The 22808-nt window shown below is 36.3% G+C and carries 21 protein-coding genes; 3 read left to right on the top strand and 18 right to left on the bottom strand.

Features of this window, described 5'->3' with window-relative positions; translation table 11 throughout:
* Positions 1-92: 92 nt before the first annotated feature.
* The 5 genes from CS063_RS11040 to CS063_RS11060 all read right to left on the bottom strand — a co-directional run bounded on the left by CS063_RS11040 (position 93) and on the right by CS063_RS11060 (position 8282).
* A complete protein-coding gene (locus CS063_RS11040; RefSeq protein ID WP_099449752.1) occupies positions 93-335 on the bottom strand; it encodes a hypothetical protein in 243 nt (80 codons plus the stop codon).
* 75 nt (positions 336-410) lie between these two features.
* Positions 411-2291: a DUF4914 family protein gene (locus tag CS063_RS11045; RefSeq protein ID WP_099449753.1), complete on the bottom strand. Its 1881-nt coding sequence runs from the start codon at positions 2289-2291 to the stop codon at positions 411-413.
* Between the two features lie 309 nt (positions 2292-2600).
* Complete coding sequence (locus tag CS063_RS11050; RefSeq protein WP_308415493.1) at positions 2601-4361, bottom strand: sensor domain-containing diguanylate cyclase/phosphohydrolase; 1761 nt, start codon at positions 4359-4361, stop codon at positions 2601-2603.
* Positions 4362-4720: 359 nt separating this feature from the next.
* On the bottom strand, positions 4721-5962 hold the full coding sequence (locus CS063_RS11055) for an MATE family efflux transporter (protein WP_308415494.1): 1242 nt from the start codon (positions 5960-5962) through the stop codon (positions 4721-4723).
* 400 nt (positions 5963-6362) lie between these two features.
* Positions 6363-8282 carry an endonuclease MutS2 gene (locus CS063_RS11060; protein ID WP_099449755.1) on the bottom strand — a complete coding sequence of 640 codons (1920 nt, stop codon included), beginning with the start codon at positions 8280-8282 and terminating at the stop codon, positions 6363-6365.
* Positions 8283-8841: 559 nt separating this feature from the next.
* Here CS063_RS11060 and CS063_RS11065 point away from each other — a divergent pair.
* Positions 8842-9315, top strand: a complete 474-nt coding sequence (locus CS063_RS11065; RefSeq protein ID WP_099449756.1) for an RNA polymerase sigma factor — start codon at positions 8842-8844, stop codon at positions 9313-9315.
* A gap of 13 nt (positions 9316-9328) precedes the next feature.
* On the top strand, positions 9329-10243 hold the full coding sequence (locus CS063_RS11070; protein WP_099449757.1) for an RsiV family protein: 915 nt from the start codon (positions 9329-9331) through the stop codon (positions 10241-10243).
* 75 nt (positions 10244-10318) lie between these two features.
* On the opposite strand, the gene CS063_RS11075 is transcribed toward CS063_RS11070, so the two are convergent.
* The 13 genes from CS063_RS11075 to CS063_RS11135 all read right to left on the bottom strand — a co-directional run bounded on the left by CS063_RS11075 (position 10319) and on the right by CS063_RS11135 (position 21132).
* The gene (locus CS063_RS11075; RefSeq protein ID WP_099449758.1) at positions 10319-10750 is read right to left on the bottom strand and encodes an N-acetyltransferase; all 432 of its coding nucleotides are present in this window, start codon (positions 10748-10750) and stop codon (positions 10319-10321) included.
* A gap of 193 nt (positions 10751-10943) precedes the next feature.
* Positions 10944-11879, bottom strand: coding sequence for an acetyl-CoA carboxylase carboxyltransferase subunit alpha (locus tag CS063_RS11080; protein ID WP_099449759.1), 936 nt, complete (start codon positions 11877-11879; stop codon positions 10944-10946).
* Positions 11872-12744 (bottom strand): acetyl-CoA carboxylase, carboxyltransferase subunit beta, encoded by an 873-nt coding sequence (gene accD, locus CS063_RS11085; RefSeq protein WP_330401008.1) that lies wholly within the window; start codon positions 12742-12744, stop codon positions 11872-11874. The genes CS063_RS11080 and accD overlap by 8 nt, the downstream gene beginning before the upstream one ends.
* The gene (locus tag CS063_RS11090) at positions 12741-14111 is read right to left on the bottom strand and encodes an acetyl-CoA carboxylase biotin carboxylase subunit (protein ID WP_099449760.1); all 1371 of its coding nucleotides are present in this window, start codon (positions 14109-14111) and stop codon (positions 12741-12743) included. Before CS063_RS11090 ends, accD begins: the two co-directional genes overlap by 4 nt.
* 13 nt (positions 14112-14124) lie before the next feature.
* Positions 14125-14550, bottom strand: a complete 426-nt coding sequence (gene fabZ, locus CS063_RS11095; RefSeq protein ID WP_099449761.1) for a 3-hydroxyacyl-ACP dehydratase FabZ — start codon at positions 14548-14550, stop codon at positions 14125-14127.
* A 300-nt stretch (positions 14551-14850) separates the two neighbouring features.
* On the bottom strand, positions 14851-15303 hold the full coding sequence (accB, locus tag CS063_RS11100; protein ID WP_099449762.1) for an acetyl-CoA carboxylase biotin carboxyl carrier protein: 453 nt from the start codon (positions 15301-15303) through the stop codon (positions 14851-14853).
* 2 nt (positions 15304-15305) lie between these two features.
* Positions 15306-16544: a beta-ketoacyl-ACP synthase II gene (fabF, locus tag CS063_RS11105; RefSeq protein WP_099449763.1), complete on the bottom strand. Its 1239-nt coding sequence runs from the start codon at positions 16542-16544 to the stop codon at positions 15306-15308.
* A 25-nt stretch (positions 16545-16569) separates the two neighbouring features.
* Complete coding sequence (fabG, locus tag CS063_RS11110; protein ID WP_099449764.1) at positions 16570-17313, bottom strand: 3-oxoacyl-[acyl-carrier-protein] reductase; 744 nt, start codon at positions 17311-17313, stop codon at positions 16570-16572.
* Positions 17307-18248 (bottom strand): ACP S-malonyltransferase, encoded by a 942-nt coding sequence (gene fabD / locus CS063_RS11115; RefSeq protein ID WP_099449765.1) that lies wholly within the window; start codon positions 18246-18248, stop codon positions 17307-17309. The genes fabG and fabD overlap by 7 nt, the downstream gene beginning before the upstream one ends.
* 175 nt (positions 18249-18423) lie before the next feature.
* Positions 18424-19359 (bottom strand): enoyl-[acyl-carrier-protein] reductase FabK, encoded by a 936-nt coding sequence (fabK, locus tag CS063_RS11120; protein ID WP_099449766.1) that lies wholly within the window; start codon positions 19357-19359, stop codon positions 18424-18426.
* Positions 19360-19382: 23 nt separating this feature from the next.
* On the bottom strand, positions 19383-19607 hold the full coding sequence (locus CS063_RS11125) for an acyl carrier protein (RefSeq protein ID WP_456300488.1): 225 nt from the start codon (positions 19605-19607) through the stop codon (positions 19383-19385).
* Positions 19608-19697: 90 nt separating this feature from the next.
* A complete protein-coding gene (locus CS063_RS11130; protein WP_099449768.1) occupies positions 19698-20663 on the bottom strand; it encodes a beta-ketoacyl-ACP synthase III in 966 nt (321 codons plus the stop codon).
* A gap of 19 nt (positions 20664-20682) precedes the next feature.
* Positions 20683-21132, bottom strand: a complete 450-nt coding sequence (locus CS063_RS11135) for a MarR family winged helix-turn-helix transcriptional regulator (protein WP_099449769.1) — start codon at positions 21130-21132, stop codon at positions 20683-20685.
* A gap of 213 nt (positions 21133-21345) precedes the next feature.
* Between CS063_RS11135 and CS063_RS11140 the strand changes: the two genes are divergently transcribed.
* Positions 21346-22404, top strand: a complete 1059-nt coding sequence (locus CS063_RS11140) for an NAD(P)H-dependent flavin oxidoreductase (protein ID WP_099449770.1) — start codon at positions 21346-21348, stop codon at positions 22402-22404.
* Positions 22405-22808: the final 404 nt, after the last annotated feature.

Raw genomic sequence — 22808 nt, forward strand, 5'->3', positions numbered from 1 at the left:
TAAAAAGCAGCAACTCTATATAATAGGGTTACTGCTGTAACTAAAAATGCCTGCAAACTTCTTTTTTATTTTAAAATATATAGCCATATGCTTTATAAATTTCTCTCTGTACCATAGCAATCCGTACCATACTTTTGAGACTCTTTACTTATTTTGTCAAGAAAATCTGCTATCTCTCCAATCTCCATATCGTTTTTAACTTGAATGGTATAAAGCTTTTCTAAAGTAAAATTTTTAAGTTCTAAAGTTAAACCATCCTCTTTCTTATCTTGGTAAATGCAACGGTAGCCCTCAGCATATTTATCTTTTAGTTCTTTAAATTTATCTTGCTCCATCTAAAATGCTCCTTTAGTTATTATTTCTTTATAACTCTAGCATTTACCTTTTTTATTTATTTCATGCTTATTCTATTAAAAACGAATAGGCCATAAATCATTATAAGCTTGTAAATCACCATCTGTTAGGCAACATTCGATAATCTGTCTACCTAGTGGATGAAGCTCTGGTGTTAAATACTGTTTTAATTCTTGCTTAAAGAAATCCTGTAAGATTTTTGCACCTTTATCATAGCCTTCTATACCTACTTCTGGTTGAAGATGTGTTCTTAGAAATACTTTAGGTAAATCTGTTCCGTCTACCTTAAGATTTTCTAAGGAGTAACCAAGTAAAGGACACCTTGATTCTTCTAATTGGCTTTCATTAAATTTGACACTTCCACGTCTTGCTAAATATTCTCTTGTAATCCACTGGGACATAAAACCGACTTCATAAGCTCCAATATGTTGGTTAGGAATGAGAATGTAACGTGTACTTGGTGTAGCCTTCATTTGCTCAAGTAGGAGATTGGCTTGATCTACACGCTTACCTGTTGCAAAAGGCCAATAAGAACCTACCCCCTCGCTCTTCATTCCTTCACTATCCAAAATACTAGGGTTGGCATGACCACGTGGTGCTACTAAACGCCAAAGCCATGCAAGAGGTGGTGGCAGGATATGAAAAAGACCCATAATCCCATAAGTTGGCTCTTCTTTCGTACAAAGGGGTGCACGTACTCCAAAACTACGAATATCAACTTCCACCGCTTCATCCACAATCTGTGGAACCAAACGTCTTGGCATAATCACACGTGGATTTGGACAAGGCTTTCCAAGCTCTTTATCCATAATATGTTCCCAAATCAAGCACGTTGCATTGGGAATAGCCTCTATATTTAAGAAAATTAACGGCTCTTTAGCATGTGTACACAGCTTTTCATAATGTGGGTCTACCCCATATTCATTAATATGGTTCACACGAAGAAACCACCCTTCTTCGCCATCTGCTACCACTAGTTTATTACTTTCACCTTGTAAATCTGGACGACACATTGCCATATCATCTGTAACAGGTTTAAGCTCACAACTTGCTGATAAACTAATATAAGTTTTATCTCCTGTTATCTTATTTTTTCCTAAAAGAGTACGTCCTTCACTATCCTTATGCATTTGCTCTGCCATCTCACTTTTTCCACCACCACTGGCGCCTTCATGCATAATAGTTAATACATTTTCATAAGGTGTAATTACTTTTACAGTTGAAGCATGAAGTGTTACCCATCCTTCTTGTTCCCCTATATTTAAAAGTACGCCATAAATCCCCTTTTTAGCACTTGGTCCTGGATAAAGATTGTAAGAGAAAACTTCATGCACATCTTTTAAACGGTTATGAACAACGACTTGTTTGCCATTAAAATGCGTGTGTCTAAAAGGCGGTGCTACATAAACAATAGCTCGTGGGGTAAAGCCTTGCCTTACTTCTTTAGCTGCTACAAAACCTTGTAAGTCCCCTAAAGCTGCTGCAAAAAAAGCTGCATTTTTAGGACCAATCATTAATGCTTCATAGCCAAGTTTATTTCCGCCAGCCATAAAAGGAAGAACTATAAGCTCTTGCTTTGCTAACCAAGCAAAGGTTTCTTTTCTAATACCTTCAAAGCTTTCGCCATATCTTGCTTCATAGGTAGGCTTATCTGTTTCACCTTGATCTCCAATAACGACACAATCTGGATCTCTTCTTCTCATATACATCTCTCTATAGTTAACAGCGATACCATTCTTACATTTAACAACGTCTGCCTCAGTAATACTTTTACCTGCCTCTATTTCATAAGCCACTTCAAAAGTAGTATGACCTTCTTTCCCCATGGCTAACTCAAATAAATGTTCACGACTTGTAGGTATGATATAATTCTCTTTATAATTTAATAATGCTTTTACTTCTTCTGGTAAAATCATCTTTTGTAAAATTTCTCTCATGTCTTCATCTCCAGTCAAATTGTGTCAAATTTCAAGAATATAGATTGATAATTTTAATATCTTTCATATTCAAATTTCTTTTTCTTATTTACTATAACATTTTTTGTCGATATATGTAAACCTTATTTTAAAAAAATAAATAAAAAGAGAGTTTGTAAAAACTTTCTATGGTTCTTATTTCCTTATTATTTATAATAAATACCAGGAAATAATCTTACCATTTTTCATTTTACATAACTCTATTTTCTTTTTTAAATCTATCAGATGTTTTTTCTAATTATTTAGACAAAAGATTTTTTATATATTTTTTCATTCTTGATTTTCAAGATAATTTATAAATTTTCCTACAATTCCAGGATCAAATTGTGTCTCTGCACATCGTTTAAGTTCTTCTTTTGCTTTTTCCTTGCTCATTGCTTTTTTGTAAACTCGCTCTTGCATCATCGTATCATAAGCATCAGCTATATGAATAATACGTGCTAGTAGTGGAATCTCTTCTCCTTTTAACCCTAGTGGATACCCCTTACCATCCCATCTTTCATGATGTGTAAGAACACAGGTTGCTACGTTTACAAGTTCACTGGAAGCATTGATGATACGATACCCTTTTTCTGCATGGGTTTTCATAATTCTAAACTCTTCTTCAGTCAACGGCTCTGCCTTTAACAATATCTCTTCACTGATACCAATCTTACCTATATCATGAAGCTGCGCTGCTAACGTCAGTTCATCTAACTCAGAAATTTTTAGATTTAGCAGTTTACCAATAGCTTGAGCATAAGCAGTGACTCGCTCTGTATGGATCTCTGTCTCCATGTTTTTTTCTTCTAGACTTTTTTGTAAAGAAGACATAACTGAACTACGAATACTTTTTTTCTCAAGAAGCTTTTGGCGATATACCTTATCTTCAACTTTTTTAATACATGTATAAATATCCTCATCTACCTTTTGCTTTATACTTTCCCCCAATGCCACACTAAGCTGTACAAACTCATATTCATAACGATTACACTCTTCTAAAATGGTATTGATAATTTCCTCACATTGACTTTCATCATGATTCGGTAAGAGGATAATAAACTCATCTCCTCCCCATCTAAAAGCATAACCTCTTCCTTCACATACTTTATAAAGCACTTCTGAAATGCTTTTTATTAATTTATCTCCCTCCATATGACCAAGGGTATCATTTACAAGCTTAAGTCCATTTACATCTCCCATTATAATTCCTAAAGGCATATACTCTTCTTTATTAAGTTCTTCTATTTTTTCCTCAAAACTATGACGATTGTAAAGTCCTGTTAGTATATCCACTTCACTTAAATATCTTAGTTTTTCTTCAAGGGTTTTTTGCTGGGTAATATCACGTGATACTCCGACTATACCATAGGCCTCACCTTTGCTATTTAAGACAGGAATTTTAACATTTTCTTCTATGCGAAGTTGGCCCTTGGCATTTTTAGTTGTACACTCAAAACACTTCGTTTGCTTACTTTGTAGAATCTCTTGGTCTTGCTCCATAAATACTTTAGCTTGTATTTTATCCTCTAAAATATCAAGGTCTGTTTTTCCTTGTATTTCTGTTATCCCTTTTTCTTTATAAAACTGTTCAAAAGTTCTATTGTAACCTTTAAATCGACTTTCTTCATCTTTATAAAAAATAGCCTGTGGCATGGCATCAATAATGGTTCGTAGTATATCTTTTTGCTGTTCTATTTGAGCTTCTCGCCTTTTTCTTTCATTTACATTCATTACTATCCCTGCCACAGCCTGTATCTGACCTAGCCTGTCTTTTAAAGGAAAAATATATCCTCCTATTGTCTCACTATTATTTTGTACCTCTATAATCGAAAGCCTTCCCGTCTGAATACATTGTATTTTTTGTTCTTCATAGAGCCTTGCTTGTTCCTGGCCAAAAATTTCGCTACTTTTCCTTCCTTTTACTCTATTAAATTTCACATGAAACAGCTCTTCAAAAGGACTATTTAAAAATAATATATTAGAATCCAAATCTGTAATCCATAAAGGATAAGGCATGCTTTCTAAAAATATTTCACTTAAGTTTTGCACGCACTCACTTCTTTCTATAAAATTATTATCTTAATATTTTATAATAATTAGTTGAAAATAGCAATTTTGATACGATAAACATTTATAAATTTTGTACGAAATGCGTTATTCCAAATTATAACTAGCAAATTTTTTAATTAATTTCTAATCCATATAGCTTATGAATTTTTCAAATAAAATAGTATCATTGTTTTATTCTATTTTTCTCTATGTCACTAGCTCTTTTTATGTCTAAAATTATAGAAATACACTCATTTTAAAAATAACGCATAGGCTTTTTGATGTTGATAAATAAAAAGGCTATAAAGTGAGAATTTCCAGTCTCACTTTATAGCCCTTTTACTATTAAATAGGTTTCCTTATACTAAATTCTTTAGCCACTTTCCTGATTTTAATCGACTTAGTTCAAATAGCATCTTAATAATTTCTTCTGTACAGATGAGGAAAAAAACACCATATACAGGAAGTTTTAATATCAATGCACCTATAAAAGAGAGTGGTACACTATATAACCAAATAGTACCTGCTTGTACAAGCATGGAATAAAGCGTATCACCACCTCCTCTAAAGACTCCCACAATCATCACCATATTAAAGGCACGCAGAGGAAGGAAAAGAGCCATAATTCTTAGAACACTTACAGTATCCCTATAAGTTTCTGGTTGCACCTTAAAAAAGCTTACAATAAAAGGTGCTAAAAACCAGATGAAAACGCCAAGTAATACTCCCACAAGTGGTGTCAGCTTACCAACATGTACAGAATAAGTTCTTGCTCTTTCTTCTTTACCTGCTCCAATGCTATTCCCTATCATAATAGCAGCTGCAGTGGCAATCCCTATGAGGAAAATCATAAACATATTATTAAGAGTTGTTGCTATCTGCATCGTAGCTACAGCATTGGTACCAATACGTGCATAAGCAATGGAGTAAAAAGTAAGTCCTATAGAAAAAATAAGCTCATTAGCAATAACAGACCAAGAGGTGATAAAGTATTTTTTAAGGCATTCCATATTAAAACTAAACAGCTCCTTAATATGAGCTGCTACTTTGTTTTTGCTGAAGTACACTACACTTATAATAAAGGTCATTTCAAGTAAACGTGCTAAAGTAGTCGCAAGCGCTGCACCTTTTACTCCCATTTTAGGCATTCCTAAATTTCCAAAAATAAATACCCAGTTTAAAAATGCATTAGCAAGTACCCCTATTAAACTAGCAAACATAGGTACTTTTGTTTGCTCTGTACTCCTAAGAGCAGAGGAATAACCTTGTGTAAAATTCATAAATAAGCAGCTCATCGCTACAATACGGAGGTAATCTGCTCCTAGCCGAATAACTTCTCTATCTTTTGATAGAACCCCCATAATAACTTCCGGAAAGCTAAAAGCACCTATCCCAAAAAGCAAAGAGGCCATAAAACCTACAGTCATGTCAACCCCTAAAAAGGTCTTAATCCCTTTAAGCTCTTGTTTCCCCCAGAGCTGAGACATAAAAACACTGGCTCCTGCGTTAACTCCCATTAGACACAATGTAAAAATAAATATATATTGATTAGCTAGACCTACTGCTGCAATAGAAGCCTCCCCTAAATTTCCTACCATCATATTATCTACTAAGTTAAGAGAGGAAGTAATAAAGCTTTGCAAAGTAATAGGTACCGCTAATAGCCATAACGTTTTTAAAACGCATGATCCTGAAACACCTTTTTCATCCCTATTCTCCTTTTCTTTAATAAATCCAATAAAAAAGCAAATGGGTTGTTGGAGCCGCCCATCTGCCTTTTATTATTTATTATTTTATTTTCTATTATTTTATTTACTGAGATTATAAATCATCTTAACAACATACTTTTTTATTGTCTTATAAATCTTCTTAAATGTCAATAGTCCATTTTCTCACTTAGCTATACGATGCTACTCTTGTTTTCATCTTATTCCTCTTCAAATGCGTATAATCGTAGGGGTGGATTCTATATCCACCTCCTGTCTCATACCCTTAAACATTTCAGGGTAATATAGAATCGTCCCCTACCTTTCCATACTTTCTAATTTTTTTCAAAACTTTTTTAGAGCCTCTTGCAATATCCTTTTCTAACTTTCTCTCACGAAAGCTAATAAAGAGGCTATCTAAATCATAATCTGGAGGATAAAGATCTTTTGCTTTAAGACTAAGTCGTAACTGCCTTTGATGCACCTCAATGATTTCTCCTTTAAAGAATACTTGACAATTGTTATGTTCATCTATCCCTATATAGATAAGACCATAATCTTTATATTCTGTAAGATACACTCTATCACCCTTTTGGAAGTTTTTATCTTCTGGAGTTACCCTACCTTCTATTGCTATTTCAGCCTGCCTCGTTCGAATACGTCCTAAAGCTACTAACTCTTTACCATAATCCTTGGTCTCCATATACATCTTTGCCTTTTTCAAAATTTTATCTTCTACTCCCATTTTCCTTGAGATCCATAAGGCATTACTTTCCCCTGATTTTCCAATAATCAGTTTATAAAGAGGTTCGAGGGTTTCTGGATTAAATTTCATGGCTGCATTCTCAAAATCGGGATGTCCTTGAGAAAAGTTTTTTATTTCATTATAGTGAGTAGTAGCAAGGGTGATAGCTCCCCTATGATAAAGCTCCTCTAAAATAGCAATGGCTAGGGCTGCTCCCTCGCTAGGTTCTGTACCACTTCCAATCTCATCAAAAAGCAAAAGAGTTTGTTTATCTGTTTCCTTAATAATAGAAGCTAAATTCTTCACATGAGAAGAAAAAGTACTAAGAGAATTAGTAATGCTCTGATCATCTCCTATATCTACAAAGACTTTGTCGAAAACAGAAAATTCTGTCCCCTCTTTTGCTGCTATATGAAAGCCTGATTGGATGGCTAGTGTCATTAGTCCTATCGTTTTAAGCACTAATGTTTTGCCTCCTGCATTAGGCCCTGTAATAATAAGACTTCTAAAACCTGTACCTATTTCTAAATCAAGAGGTATAACTCTTCCTTGTAAAAGAGGATGTTTACCCTCTACCAAGTGAATTTTCCCATAGTCATTAAGTTTTGGAGAGATACCATCTATAGCCTGGCTATATTTGCCTTTAGCAAAAATCATATCGTACTCTCCCATGATTTCTACATTGCTTTTTAGTGCCATAAGATTATCATATATAAGACCCGTTAAATAACTAAGCACCTTGTATATTTCTATTTCTTCTTCTACTCTCAGTGTAAGAAGTGATGCAGCTGATTTGCTGACTACTTGTGGTTCGATAAAAACAGTTTTATTAGAGCTCTCTACCACAGTCCCTTCTATCTTATTTTTATAGGCCGCTTTAATAGGAATAGTTAATCTTCCTTGCCTTCTTGAAATGAAAAATTCCTGAATATAAGACTTATGATGAGGATTTTTTAAAAATTTATCAAGCTTTTCTTCTACTTCTGCTTCTGTAAGTAGAAGATGTCTTCTTATTTTTTTAAGTTCACTACTGGCACTATCATCTACTTTATTATTACGAATAGCCCTTTCAATTTCTTCCCCTACATGAGGAAGCTCTTGTATACCTAAACTATAACTCTGAAGGGTAGGAGCATAAAACTCTTTATCCTTCATATAGGTTTTAATTTTCTTACATCCTCTAAGAAAGGTAGCCACATGACTTAGTTCTTCAGCATCTAAAATCATATCCTTTTCTATTTTCTCAAGTAATCCTCCTATATGCACAATCCCTTGAAGAGGAATACTCCCTGAGTAGGCAAGTAATGCTTTTGCTTCAGTTGTTTCCTGTAAACGTTTTTTAACAATACCTTTATTTCCAACAGGACTTAGCCTATCGATTAGCTTCTTACCAAGACTGCTGGTACAATAGCTTTTAATACTTTCTTTAAGCTCATTATATTGTAATTTTTCTAAGGTGTGATTATTCATAGTTTGATTGGTCTCCTTAACGTTTTTATTTCCTTACTATTGTTTCTAAACGTCTATAAAGAACCCTCAGACTCCAAGAGGTAGACTATCCTTCATCTTATTTTGGGCAACAAAAAAGCAGCCTATACTTCCTACACGCTGCATGATTTAACATTTTATGCCTAATAGACTAGCCTATTAGGTACAAAGTGGATTAGAGGACGTATCTTTATAGATGGGTAAATAGGTATAACTCAAATAAAGGGACTCTGTCCCCCTCCATTTTTATCCTATTTACTGTATTCATTTATCTATTTAGATACTACCGCGCTCATCAAACACCTCGTTATTTTTGATATTCTACCTATACCTTTATTATAGATAAAGTGATTCATCTTGTCAAATAGATGATTTCACTTATAACTTCTCTTAAAGAAAAAGATGTTATTTCCTCCTAAAACAAAATAGCATTACCTACCTATTCATCTTATAAAGTGAGTTTGTATTGAAACTTTCCCTCTCCTTCATTAGTCTAATAAATAGATCTAAAATTTTTCTATATGTATAGAAGGTAAAAAACATGGAAACAGAACTTATTCACTATATCCTTACCCACAAGGAACTACATTATCGCCTTGCTTATAGTTATACTAGAAACAAGGAGGATGCCTTAGATATTGTACAAGATAGTATCGTTAAGGCTATTCACTATCAAAATACTTTAAAAAGTAAAGAAGCGCTTCACCCATGGTTTTGCCGTATTCTCATTAATACAGCTAAAACCTTTCTCAAAAAACAAAAGCATTTTATTCCTCTTGACGAAGTTTCACCAGAAAAATTGCCCTCACATTCTGAAAAACCTACTTATAATCTTTTATTAGAAGAAGCGCTTAATCATTTGTCCTATAACGAAAAAACAATTATTTTTCTTCGCTACATAGAAGATTTAGAGCTTCGTGAAATTGCAAAGCTCTTACATCAAAATCTTAGTACGGTGAAATCTACCTTATACCGCACACAAAGAAAATTACAACTTTTATTAGAAAAGGATTAAAAGAGTGAACCTTATGTCTAAACAAAAAAATCAAGCTGACTTATCAGAAACCTTTGCAGATTATCTCGATCAAATTGAAATCCCAGAAGAATTAAATGCTATAGTTGATTCTGCTATTCAACGTACTAAGCCCCTTAAAGAAAGGAATATGAATATGAAAAAATTCGCCAAACATACCATTGCCGCATCTTTTATTGGACTTATGGGCTTTGTAGGAAGTGTCAATCTAAGTCCTACTTTTGCCAGTTCCATCAGTGACCTACCTCTACTAGGCTCCCTTGTAAAGGTTGTAAATCTTAGGCAATTTGAATACCAAGCATCCACTTATAATGCTACTTTAGAAGCACCTGTTATTGAAGGTCTAGAGGATGAAGCATTACAGAAATCTCTTAACACTAAATACTTGGAGGAAAATAAAAAACTCTATGAGGCCTTTGAAAAGGATGTGGCTAAGATGGAGCAATTTGACTCACCTGGACATTTAGGTGTTGATTCAGGCTTTGAAATAAAAACAAATACTGAAGATATCCTCTCTATTGCCCGTTATGTAGTTAATACAGTTGGTTCTTCTTCTACAACAATGACCTATGATACCATCGACAAAAAAAATGAAATACTGATTACACTTCCTAGTCTCTTTATAGATGAAGAATATATCTCTATTATTTCTGAGAATATTAAAACACAAATGAAAGAGCGTATGAAGCAAGACGAAAATCTTGTCTACTGGATTGAAGGGGATGAAGGTGCTCTCGAAGGCTTTGACCGTATTAATGTGCATCAACCCTTTTATATTACAGCTGAAGGTAAACTTATTATCTCTTTTGATAAATATGAGGTAAGTCCTGGCTTTATGGGGATTCAAGAATTTGAAATTCCTACAGAAGTTATTGAGCCTCTTTTAGTTAGCTCTCTTTACATTCATTAATAGAAAAACCCAAGGTCACTTATAGACCTTGGGTTTTTTAGTTCCTATTTCGTACGTTTAAAAAATTATTATCCTTTATGATAGATATAAAGTATACTCTTCTTCTAAGGTATCTTCATTAATGTCTAACTCACCTAACTGACACCCATTATTAAGATAAAATTTAAGAGCCCTTTCATTCTTCTTGAAAACTGACAAAGTCAGTGGCCCATGTTCTTTAGCTACATAGTTTAGTAGCTTTTTACCAATGCCTTGATTTTGGCATTCGTTTGCTACAAATAATGCACCAATATATTTTTTAGCTAAAATACTCACAAAGCCTTTGATTTTCCCTTCCTCTTCATACACATAAGTGACTGCAAGTGGTAAATAAGTTTCCTTTACTAAGCTATAGTTTCTTTTCCAGTAGACCTTTGGTATGAAGGAATGTGCCTTCATATTGGCTTCCTCCCAAATAGACATAATAGCACGTACTTCTTCTTCGGTATTTCTCATTCCCCTAATCATGATTTTTACCTCCAAGTATGTAATAAGTATATATCTATTAAACCTATTTATTAGAAAGAATACAATACATTATATAATAGATTAAATTTTAAATTTATTTAAAAGTTAATGAATAGATTATTTTTTCACAATCTTATTCTAAAAAGTCTCACCTACAAGAAAGTCTTATTTTCCTATAGCTGAGACTTGATACTTAAATAAATTCTCCAATTGTTCTAAAACGACTATACCGTTTTTCTAAATTGTGTTCTATCGAGAGTGTTTTTAAACTCTCTAGCTCACTAATGAGATAGCTTTTAAGCAAATGAGCTGCTAAATGTGGGTCCCTATGTGCTCCACCTACAGGTTCTTCTAAAACCTTATCAATGATCCCCTGTTCAAGAAGATCTTTTGCCGTAAGCTTCATATAGCTTGCAGCCTCTTTAGCCCTTGTACTATCTTTCCACAAAATACTAGCAAACCCTTCTGGTGAAAGAATAGAGTAAGTAGTATTCTCTTGCATAAAGAAGCGATCAGAGATACCAAGTGCTAAGGCACCTCCACTTCCTCCTTCGCCAATAATCCCTGAAATAATAGGCACTTTAAGACGAGCCATTTCCATGAGATTACGAGCTATAGCTTCTCCTTGACCTCTTTCTTCTGCTCCCAAGCCACAATAGGCTCCTGGCGTATCAATGAGACAAACAATAGGCCTACCAAACTTCTCAGCTTGCTTCATAAGCCTTAATGCCTTACGATATCCTTCTGGGTGGGGCATTCCAAAATTTCGTTCAATATTTTCTTTCACATGAGTGCCTTTATTATGAGCAATAATTGTTACTTTATGCTTTCCTATTTTACCTATCCCGCCGATAATAGCCTGATCATCTTTAAAGGCTCTATCTCCGTGGAGTTCCATAAAATCAGTAACGATTTCCTGTATATAAAATTGACTGCGAGGTCTTTCTGCCTTTCTAGCAATAACAATCTTATCCCATGGTTCATATTCATCAGCTGCTTGCTTTTCTAAACTATAAACTAATACCTTTAAACGATTAATCTCTTCTGCTATTTCCTTGGTTTGTTCCAATAGGCTGAGTTCATTAATGGCCTTGTAAATCGCCTCAATACGTTCACTAAGCTTACTCATTATCTGTCTCCTCCTTTTGGTGTAATTCTAGAAGTTGACCCAGTATATCTCTTAGCTGCTCACGTGGTACTACTGCATCTATCATACCATGCTCTAAGAGAAACTCTGCTCTTTGAAAACCTTCAGGTAATTTTTGTTTGATAGTTTGTTCGATAACTCTGGGCCCTGCAAAGCCTACTAATGCTCCTGGCTCTGCTAAAATAATATCCCCTAACATAGCAAAGCTAGCAGTAACTCCACCTGTTGTTGGGTCTGTCAAAACACTTATAAAAAGTAACCCTGCTTCATCATGCTTTGCTAAGGCACTACTGGTCTTAGCCATTTGCATAAGAGAAAAAATCCCTTCTTGCATCCTAGCCCCTCCTGAAGCACTAAAAATAACCAATGGCAATTTTTCCTCAGTTGCTCTTTCTATAGCCCGAGTAAGCTTTTCACCTACTACAGAGCCCATACTTCCCATCATAAAGCGGGAATCCATGATACCTATTATTAATTTTTTACCTTTAATTTGCGCCTCACCAGTTAAAACAGCTTCATTTTGCTCCGTCTTTTCTTGACTTATAGAAAGCTTTTTATCATAGTCTGGAAAATCTAATGGATTACTACTTGCCATATCTGCATCCATCTCTTTGAAGCTTCCTTTATCAACTAAAATAGAAAGTCGCCCTTTAGGTGAAAGTGGATAATAGTACTGGCAGCCTGGGCACACGCCAAGTGATGCATGTAAATCTTGCTTATAAAGGCTTTTCTTACACTTGGGACACTGAATATATAATCCATCAGGTACAGTAACTTCCTTTTTAGCTTTCTCTCCAACTATAGCATACCGTTTCTTTTTAGGGAGTAATTTACTTAACATTGTCATACACTTCCAACTCCCTCTTCCAAGATAGCTGCTAAATTCGCTTCTATATATCCCGTATCAAAATTTCCTGTTCTAAAAGCTTCAGTACCTAAAAGCTGATATTCAAAATAAAGGTTTGTATCAATACCATCTATAACAATTTCCCCCAAGGCTCTTTCCATTATAGCAATGGCTTCTTCTCTTGTCTCTCCATAGGTAATGATTTTAGCAAGCATCGAATCATAAGTAGGTGGTATCTGATATCCTTCATAAAGAGCAGTTTCAACACGTACCCCTCTTCCTCCTGGAAGATGTAACTTCTCAATGGTTCCTGCGCAAGGTCTAAATTGTTTATGTGGATTCTCTGCATTAATTCGGCACTCTAAAGCATGCCCCTTAAAACGAATATCCTCTTGCCTAAAGCTTAATGCTTCTCCACTAGCAATACGTATTTGTTCTTTTATAAGGTCAACACCAGTAATCATTTCTGTAACGGGATGTTCTACTTGAATACGTGTATTCATTTCTATAAAGTAGTAATGCCCCTTTGCATCTACAATGAATTCAATGGTTCCTGCATTTTCATAGTGAACTGCCTGAGCCGCCATAACTGCAACCCTTCCCATCTCTTCTCTTAAAGATTCACTTAAAAAGGCAGAGGGTGCTTCTTCTAATACCTTTTGGTGGCGTCGTTGCATAGAACAATCTCTTTCTCCTAAATGCACCACATGTCCATAGCTATCACCAAGTATTTGAAACTCAATATGTCTTGGCTTTACGATGTATTTTTCAAGGTACATACTTCCATCTCCAAAAGCATTTGCCGCTTCACTACTGGCTGCTAAAAAGGCCTTTTCTAGGTCTTCTTCTTTCCAGACAATACGCATGCCTCTACCACCGCCACCTGCTGAAGCTTTAAGGATTACGGGATAGCCAATTTGATCAGCCAGATAGACTGCTTCTTTACTATCTGTCAACTTTCCTTCTGAACCTGGTACTACAGGTACACCTGATGCTATCATTTTCTCTCTTGCTCTTGCTTTATCTCCCATTAGGCTAATCATCTCAGCTGTAGGACCAATAAATTTAATGCCACAGCCTGCACAAATTTCAGCAAACTTAGTGTTTTCAGATAAAAATCCAAAACCTGGGTGAATGGCATCAGCACCTGTAAGTACTGCTGCACTAATAATATTTTCAATGTGTAAATAGCTTTCTTTTGGAAGAGGTCTTCCTATACAAACTGCTTCATCCGCTAATTTGACATGAAGAGCTTCTTTATCTGCTGTGCTATAAATAGCTACCGTTTCAATCCCCATCTCCTGGCAGGCACGTATAATACGAACAGCGATTTCACCTCGATTAGCCACAAGTACTTTTTGAATCACTACTTTCACCTCCTTAATCTCCGATAGCAAACATCAACTCTGCTTCACAAACCTTTTTACCCTCTACAGTTGCAATGGCCTTGCCTACGCCTATAGGGCCTCTTTGCTTAATAATTGTACATTCAAGCTTAAGTGTATCGCCTGGTAACACTTTATTTCTAAATTTAGCTTCCTTAATACCACCAAAATAAGCAATTTTCCCTTTATGCTCTTCTTGTGATAGAAGGGCAATGGCACCTACCTGTGCTAAGGCTTCTATAATAAGTACACCTGGCATAACAGGCTCTCCTGGAAAATGACCTTGGAAGAAAGGTTCATTAATAGTAACGTTTTTATAACCAATAGCTCCTTTTCCATCCTCCATTAATTCAGCTTTATCTACAAGTAAAAAAGGGTAACGATGGGGGATAATCTCCATAATCTCCTTGGCATTTAACATAGTTTCACTCCTTTTTATAACAAGTTATCACCTAGCCCTTTCTCCCTTCAAAAAGAAAACGAGCTCTCCTTCTTTCTGTACGGGACGATTCCATATCGTCCCCTTCCTTATCGTCCTATTTCATATTCTCCTATTTCATATCCTAAATGACATACTTTATGATTTTGATCTCTACGATTAAAATTATAGGTGGATATGGAATCCATTAAAATATCGGGTGGATATGGAATCCATTAAAATATCGGGTGGATATGGAATCCATTAAACAACGGGTGGATATGGAATCCACCCCTACGGGATTTATTTGATTACGAAGAGGGGTTGACCAAATTCCACCATTTGTTCATTGTAAGCTAAGACTTCAATCACTTCTCCGTCCATCTCTGCTTCTACTTCATTCATGAGTTTCATCGCTTCAATAATACAAATAACCTGGCCCTTCTTTACCTTCGTTCCTACTTTTACAAATGGCTCAGCTTGTGGTGAGCTTGCTGCATAGAAAGTACCTACCATTGGTGAATTGAGTGTCTTTTTTTCTTCTGCCACTTGCTTGTTACTTTCACTCTTATTTTCTGAGGAAGCTGATATCGTATTTATTTTTATACTAGCCTCTGGCATAGGTGCAGGCATATAAACTTCTTTGGCCTCTTGTTTTTCTAGAACTAATTCAAAGTCTTCACATTTAAGAGACATTTTAGTAAGTCCTGCTACTGTAAATTCTTTTACCAAATCTTTTATAACCTTTACTTCCATGTCTATTCCTCCCACTTTTTCACAATTATGGTCCCATTATGTCCACCAAATCCTAAAGAGTTACTCATAGCATAACGTACTTTACTACTTCTTCCTTTATTAGGAATATAGTCTAAATGACATTCTTCGTCTGCTACCTCATAGCCAATTGTTGGAGGCATAAAATCTTCTTCTACTGCTTTTACGATCGCAATAGCCTCAATACCACCTGCTGCACCTAAAAGGTGTCCTGTCATAGATTTGGTCGAACTAATGGCTACCTTCGTCTCTTCTCCAAATACAGACTTAATAGCAAGTGTCTCTACTTTATCATTAATAGGTGTACTTGTACCATGTGCATTAATATAGTCAATGTCTGCTGGTGTAATACCTGCATCTTTAATTGCTTCTTCCATAGCTCTTCTTGCCCCATCCCCATCACTTGCTGGGGCTGTAATATGGTAGGCATCACCTGTTGCACCATAACCTACAACTTCAGCTAGGATTTTGGCACCTCTTTTTTGTGCATGTTCTAAGGATTCAAGCACTACCACTCCTGCACCTTCTCCCATAACAAACCCATTTCTTTCTTTATCAAAAGGAATGGATGCTCTGTCTGGATTTTCAGAAGTACTAAGGGCAGTAAGTGCATTAAAACCGGCAATACCAAGTGGTGTAATACACGCTTCTGCTCCCCCTGCTAAAATCACATCATTTACACCCTTTTGAATAGCTCTAAAGGCTTCTCCAATAGAGTGTGTCCCTGAAGCACATGCTGTGACAACGGTGCTGCAAATCCCCTTAGCTCCTGTATAAATAGACACGTTTCCTGCTGCCATATTCACAATAGTCATAGGTACAAAAAGAGGGGATACACGTTTAGGCCCTTTTTCTCTTAGTTTTGCTGCTTCTTCCTCTATAATAGATAGAGCACCAATACCACTTCCTATAATGACACCTACGCGCGTTGCATCTTCTTTCTCCATATCTATCTCCGCATGAGCAAGAGCTTCTTTACTTGCGTAAATGGCAAATTGAGAAAAGCGGGCAAGACGACGTTGTTCTTTTTTATCTAAGTAACAACTGGCATCAAAGTCTGTTACTTCACCTGCTACATGAATGTTTAAATCTTCTAATTTATTTTGAGGTGAAAGAGGTTTAATACCACATACACCTTGTTTTAAGCTTTCCCAGTAAGTTTCTACCTTGTTTCCTATAGGGGATACGACCCCCATTCCTGTAATAACAACTCTTTGACTCATCTTATTCTCCTTCTCTATGATGGATTTACATCACCATACCGCCATCTACTTTTATGACTTCTCCTGTGATATAGCTTGAAAGTTCACTTCCTAGAAATAGTGCTACATTGGCTACATCCTTTGCCTCCCCAAAGTGTTGCATAGGAATATTTTCTAATACCTTTTCCTTTACACTCTCTGGAAGCTGATCAGACATATCTGTAGCAATAAAACCTGGAGCAATAGCATTAACACGAATATTTTTAGTTGCCATCTCTTTTGCTACTGATTTTGTAAAGCCAATAATTCCAGCCTTAGAAGCAGCATAATTGCATTGCCCTTTGTTTCCCATAACCCCTACAACGGAAGTCATATTAATAATACTTCCTCCCGTCCTAAGCATGGCGCGCACAGCTGGCTTGGTGCAGTTAAAAACCCCTTTTAAGTTCACTTCAATGACCTTGTCAAATTCTTCTTCACTCATACGAAGAAGAAGCATATCCTTTGTAATACCTGCATTATTTACTAATATATCTAACTTACCAAAATAACTTACTGTTTCTTTTACAAGCTTTTCTGCTTCTTCAGAACTCGCTACATTCCCGCAAAGGGCATAGGCAATCCCGCCTTCTTCTTCTATCTCAGCTACTACCTTATTTGCTTCTTCTTGCCTATTAGGTGAAGAATAGTTAATCACAACCTTTGCACCATTTCTAGCAAATAACTTAGCAATTTCTTTTCCTATTCCTCTTACACTTCCAGTGATAAGGGCAACTTTATCCTTTAACATGTTCCACCTCCTAAGGCTTTAATAGCTTCTTGCAAGCTTTTTTCATCCTCTACTTGAAGGACTGTTACATCCCTATTTATTTTTTTCACTAAATTTGTCAATGTTTTTTTAGGTCCTACTTCAATGAAGGTATCGTACCCTTCCTTAATGAGATAAAGGATACTCTCTCTAAAGCGTACACCTTTTACAATTTGAAGAGGAATATTTTCTCTAGCTTCTCTACTGTTCATAAAGGTTGCTGTTACATTGCTTACAACTGGGTACTCCGCTTCTTTAAAAGTGATGGTACCCAGTTCGCCTTGAAGCTTTGTAGCTGCCTCTTCCATTAAGGCACTATGAAAAGCACCACTTACTTGTAAAGGGACAATACGCTTAGCACCTTTTAATTTAAGCTCTTCGGTAGCTAGGTTTAACGCCTCTTTAGTTCCTGATAAGGTAACCTGACCTTCACAGTTGTCATTAGCGACTTGAACCAGTTGACACTGACTATTTACTTTTGTACATACTTCTTCTATTTGATCTATGGAAAGTCCGATTACGGCTACCATACCACCAGGATGTCTCTGGCTGCATTCTTCCATGTAGCACGCTCTCTTCTCTACTAATTTTAAGCCTTCTTCAAAGTCTACTATGCCACTTGCCATAAGCGCACTATACTCGCCTAAGCTAAAACCTAACATGGCATCTATTTGTATGCCTTTGGTCTTAAGTGCTTCATAAATGGCACAGTTAGTGGTAAAGAGTGCCGCTTGGGTATAACGTGTTTGATTTAATTTACCTTCTTTATCTTCAAAACAAACTTCTTTTATATCCCAATCGAGAAGTTCACTGGCTTTATCAAATAATACTCTACTTTCACTTAGCTTTTCATAAACTTCTCTACCCATCCCTACATATTGAGCACCTTGCCCTGGGAATAATAATGCACACTTCATCTTTACCACTCCTTCTTTCTCTAACTACTGGTTTATTTTAAACCTTTTATACTTTTTTAGCATAGCGGGTGGATATGGAATCCACCCCTACGATTGAAAAATATATTGTGTGTATACTTTTATGTTATAAGTTCTGTTTTCTTACTTAAATAATCATTTATAATTGCGATTGTTTTTATATATTCACTTGTTGATTTGTAATAATTGCTTTCATTTCTGTGACAAGTTCTTCAATGATTTCACTTGCTGTTTGTTCCTTTTTAATAAGTCCGGCAATTTGTCCCGACATGACGGTCCCACCTAATACATCCCCTTCAAGTGCAGCCCTTCTAAGGCCACCAGCACCTAAGGCTTCTAATTCGGCTACTGGCGCACCTGATTGCTCTAACTTTGTAAATTGGCGTGTAAGCTGATTTCTAAGACAACGTACAGGATGTCCTGTCGTTCTTCCAGTTACTACTGTTTCAATATCTGTTGCTTTGATAATACGCGCTTTATAAGCTTCATGTACACTACACTCTTTAGCCACTAAAAAACGTGTTCCTAGCTGTATGCCCTGAGCACCTAACATCAGCACTGCTGCAAAACCTCTTCCATCACCAATTCCACCTGCTGCAATAACAGGAATGTTTACCGCATCTACGATTTGTGGTACCAGTGCCATGGTTGTAAGTTCACCTATATGACCTCCTGATTCCATCCCCTCGGCAATAAGTGCATCTGCTCCTGCTTTTTCCATCCTTTTAGCAAGTGCCACAGATGGTACAACTGGTATTACCTTAATGCCCTTTGACTTCCAAAGCTCCATATATTTACCTGGGTTACCAGCTCCTGTTGTAACAACTGCTATGCCTTCTTCGGCAATCATGGTAGCCACTTCATCAGCATAAGGACTAAGAAGCATGACATTCACACCAAAGGGTTTATCTGTTAATTTTTTGCAAGCTCTAATTTCCTCTCTTACTAGGTCACAAGGAGCATTCCCTGCGGCAATAATGCCTAAGCCTCCTGCATTTGAAACTGCCGCAGCGATGGTGTGGGTTGCAATCCACGCCATTCCACCTTGAAAGATTGGATATTTAATGCCTAGCATATCTACTATACTATTCATAATTAAATTCCTTTCTTGACTCCTTATTGTCTTGCAGTAATATAATTTACAGCGTCTTCTACTGTTTGAATTCCTTCTACATCTTCATTTGAAATAGCGATACCAAATTCTTCTTCAAGACCCATTACAATTTCAAAAAGGTCTAAAGAGTCCGCTCCTAAATCATCACGAAAACTTGCTGTTAATACTACTTCACTTGTATCTACTCCTAATTTGTCTGCTACGATTTGTTGTAATTTTTCTAATATCATTTTTACTTCCTCCTAATAAATTGTTTTTATCTATCCTAAAAAGCTTATGCTTTTGGATGCTTAATTCTACTAATAAAGCAAGTTGTTTTAACTTACTATGAAAAGCATACTGCCCCAAGTAAGTCCTGCACCAAAGCCTGCCAAAAGGACTTTATCGCCTTTTTTCAGCTTATTCTGTGCTTCTTTAAGAGCAATAGGGATACTAGCAGCTGATGTATTGCCATAGTGCTGGATATTCTTAAAGAATTTTTCTTCAGCTACCCCTAATTTCTTAGCTACACTTGTAATAATACGTTCATTGGCTTGATGCAAAATAAACCAATCAATGTCCTGTACATCATAAGGTGTTTCCTCTAATAAGGCTTTAATATTTTGAGGTACTTTTGTTACCGCAAACTTATAAACCTCCTGCCCATTCATCACAATAAAAGGATGTTGTGGTTCTTCTTGATGAAAGCGATTCGCTTTATATGAAGCTGAAAGTTCTAGATACTTTGCTCCACTTCCATCACTTTGCGTTTTAAAAGCAAGTACCTTATTTTCATTTGTCCCCTCATAAAGAGTAGCTCCTGCTCCATCCGCAAAAAGTATACACGTTCCTCGGTCTTCCCAATCTACTACTTTACTAAGAGTTTCAGCCCCTATGACTAGAGCCCTCTTGTATCTGCCTACTCGCATCATACTACAAGCAACCTCAGAAGCGTAAAGAAAACCACTACACGCTGCTGATAAATCAAAACAAGTAGCATTTTTTATACCAAGTGCATCTGCTACCAGACATGCCGTATTCGGCATCACACTATCTGGACTGGCTGTAGCTACAATTACAAGTTCAATGGTTTCTGCTTCTATTTTAGCTTCATCTATAGCTTCTTTTGCTGCAGATACAGCTAAACTTGTAGTCGTTTCTTCTATAGCAATACGCCTTTCCTCTATCCCGGTTCGTTCTTTTATCCACTGGTTGGAGGTTTCTACAAAAGTGGCTATTTCCTCATTGGTTAAGGTTTTCTTAGGTACTGCTTTACCTACTCCTATTATTTTTACTCCATCCATTTTTCTCATCCCTCCTCTACTACCTATTAAGACCATACTCGTCTTTAAAAAATGTGTTTAACCTTTTTAGCGAGTCAATAAGCTCTTTACATTCTTCTTCTTTCAGTCCTTTAATCATAACCTTTACCATAACTGCATGGAAGCTTTCATGAATACGGTAAGCCAGCATCCCTTTATGTGTTAAACCAACCAAAACAACACGCCTATCTTCTTCAGAATACTTTCTTTCTACATACCCTTTCTTAACTAATTTATTAATACTTACAGTCAACGTACTAACATTTATATTTAAAAGGCTGGCTACTTCTGTCATCCTTTTAAATGAAAGACCAATTGCCTCTATAGTATGCAGCTCACTTAATGTTACTTCTTTTAAAGCTCCCCTTTCTAGGGTTTGCTTTTCAATAGCTAATATACTATTAAATACATTTATAAGGAGGTCACTAACGACCGCCATGGAGTTTGACAACACGCTTTCCTCCTCTAAGCTATTTTGTTTTTAAAATAATTTGAACTTCAAAGTATTTAATAATCAAAGTATATAAGCTGTTTTCTATCTTGTCAAGCAGGTTTTCGTCATGAAGATGACTTGACATCTTGGCTAGAGACGCATATACTTTGACTATCAAAGTTTTTACTTTGGTTCTCAAAATAAAATTAATTTTAATGAGGTAAACTTCTTATGAATATTTTAAAAACACTTTGTATAGGTCATTTAAAACCGCTCTATCCTGTCCTTCAAGGTGGTATGGGAATAGGTATTTCTCTTCATTCTTTAGCAGGTCATGTAGCTAAATGTGGTGGGATAGGTGTTATTTCTGGTGTACAAGTGGGTTTTCGTGACCCTAACTTCATCAAAAACCCCCTCCAAGCTAACCTTATAGCTTTAGATGCTGAAATTACTAAAGCACGCCGTATCGCACCAAAAGGTATTATAGGTGTCAATCTTATGGTTGCTATGAAAAATTACGAAGCCATGGCTAAACAAGCTGTCCGCTCTAAAGTGGATCTTATTATTTCAGGGGCTGGACTTCCTCTTGATCTACCAGTCTTTGTAAAAGGTAGTTCAACTAAGGCTATCCCCATCGTTTCTTCTGCTAAGGCAGCCCATGTTATTTGCAGAATGTGGGATAGGAAACATCACTATGCCCCAGATGCTCTCATTGTAGAGGGTCCCCTAGCAGGCGGACACTTAGGGTTTACTCTAGATGAATTAAATGAAAATAAAGATGTTCTTACCATTGTAAAAGAAGTGAAAAACATCACTAAAGAGTATGAACAAAAATATGATAAAGCAATTCCCATTATTGCAGCAGGTGGCATTTATACAGGAAATGATATCGCAAAAGCTCTTGCTTCTGGTGCTGATGGTGTCCAAATGGCTACACGCTTCGTCACAACTTACGAATGCGATGCTCCCCTTGCTTATAAAGAAGCTTATATAAACGCTCAAGAAGAAGATATCCTAATTGTCAAAAGCCCAGTCGGCATGCCTGGTCGTGCCATTGCCAATCCCTTTATTCAAACTCCACCTGGCAATAAAGCTTGTTTTTATCAATGCATTCAAAAATGCAATGTAACAGATATCCCTTACTGCATTTCAAAAGCACTTATCAATGCTGCCGAGGGTAACCTTGAAAATGCTCTACTCTTCTGTGGCAGTAGTGCTTATAAAGCAACTCAACTTGAACATGTAGAAGACATTTTCATAGAAATACAAAATGCCCTAACCTCAAACTAAAATAAGTGTCAGTAAACTGAGTCTAGTTTACTGACACTTATTTTAGTTTTTTGATTTACTAATAAATAAAGACGCTCCTCTAATCTGAGTAGGCTAAATTTCAGTTTGTCGGGGTGCTCCTAGGAATTTAAAAGTCAAGAAAAAGAAGTGGTGCCTACGCGGCCGCAAGAAAGAAGGCTTTTCTCCGGTTTCTGGGTCCTCGCCTTGGCAAACTCTAGGTTCAGTCCTGTAGACTAACGGTCCTACCTATCGCAAGAAGAACGCTTGCGATAACGTCCCTAAAGGCAGCCTACAGGCCTTCACCAAGACTTTGCGAAAGTCTGTGGAGGAAACCTGCGAAAAGCCTTCTTTCTTGCTCTGCACTGTATCACGAAAGTTTAAATTTTTCATATTCCTTATTAAAT

It is taken from the genome of Sporanaerobium hydrogeniformans, from assembly GCF_002735925.1.
Lineage (GTDB): Bacteria > Bacillota > Clostridia > Lachnospirales > Cellulosilyticaceae > Sporanaerobium > Sporanaerobium hydrogeniformans.

Coding starts and splice junctions, on each gene's coding strand:
- CS063_RS11070 (WP_099449757.1), top strand. CDS start 9,329: ATGTCTAAACAAAAAAATCAAGCTGACTTATCAGAAACCTTTGCAGAT.
- CS063_RS11075 (WP_099449758.1), bottom strand. CDS start 10,750: ATGATTAGGGGAATGAGAAATACCGAAGAAGAAGTACGTGCTATTATG.
- CS063_RS11055 (WP_308415494.1), bottom strand. CDS start 5,962: ATGATGGTAGGAAATTTAGGGGAGGCTTCTATTGCAGCAGTAGGTCTA.
- CS063_RS11060 (WP_099449755.1), bottom strand. CDS start 8,282: ATGAATAATCACACCTTAGAAAAATTACAATATAATGAGCTTAAAGAA.
- fabG (WP_099449764.1), bottom strand. CDS start 17,313: ATGTTAAAGGATAAAGTTGCCCTTATCACTGGAAGTGTAAGAGGAATA.
- CS063_RS11130 (WP_099449768.1), bottom strand. CDS start 20,663: ATGGATGGAGTAAAAATAATAGGAGTAGGTAAAGCAGTACCTAAGAAA.
- CS063_RS11045 (WP_099449753.1), bottom strand. CDS start 2,291: ATGAGAGAAATTTTACAAAAGATGATTTTACCAGAAGAAGTAAAAGCA.
- fabD (WP_099449765.1), bottom strand. CDS start 18,248: ATGAAGTGTGCATTATTATTCCCAGGGCAAGGTGCTCAATATGTAGGG.
- CS063_RS11040 (WP_099449752.1), bottom strand. CDS start 335: ATGGAGCAAGATAAATTTAAAGAACTAAAAGATAAATATGCTGAGGGC.
- CS063_RS11065 (WP_099449756.1), top strand. CDS start 8,842: ATGGAAACAGAACTTATTCACTATATCCTTACCCACAAGGAACTACAT.
- fabK (WP_099449766.1), bottom strand. CDS start 19,359: ATGAATAGTATAGTAGATATGCTAGGCATTAAATATCCAATCTTTCAA.
- CS063_RS11080 (WP_099449759.1), bottom strand. CDS start 11,879: ATGAGTAAGCTTAGTGAACGTATTGAGGCGATTTACAAGGCCATTAAT.
- accD (WP_330401008.1), bottom strand. CDS start 12,744: ATGACAATGTTAAGTAAATTACTCCCTAAAAAGAAACGGTATGCTATA.
- CS063_RS11140 (WP_099449770.1), top strand. CDS start 21,346: ATGAATATTTTAAAAACACTTTGTATAGGTCATTTAAAACCGCTCTAT.
- fabZ (WP_099449761.1), bottom strand. CDS start 14,550: ATGTTAAATGCCAAGGAGATTATGGAGATTATCCCCCATCGTTACCCT.
- fabF (WP_099449763.1), bottom strand. CDS start 16,544: ATGAGTCAAAGAGTTGTTATTACAGGAATGGGGGTCGTATCCCCTATA.
- accB (WP_099449762.1), bottom strand. CDS start 15,303: ATGGAAGTAAAGGTTATAAAAGATTTGGTAAAAGAATTTACAGTAGCA.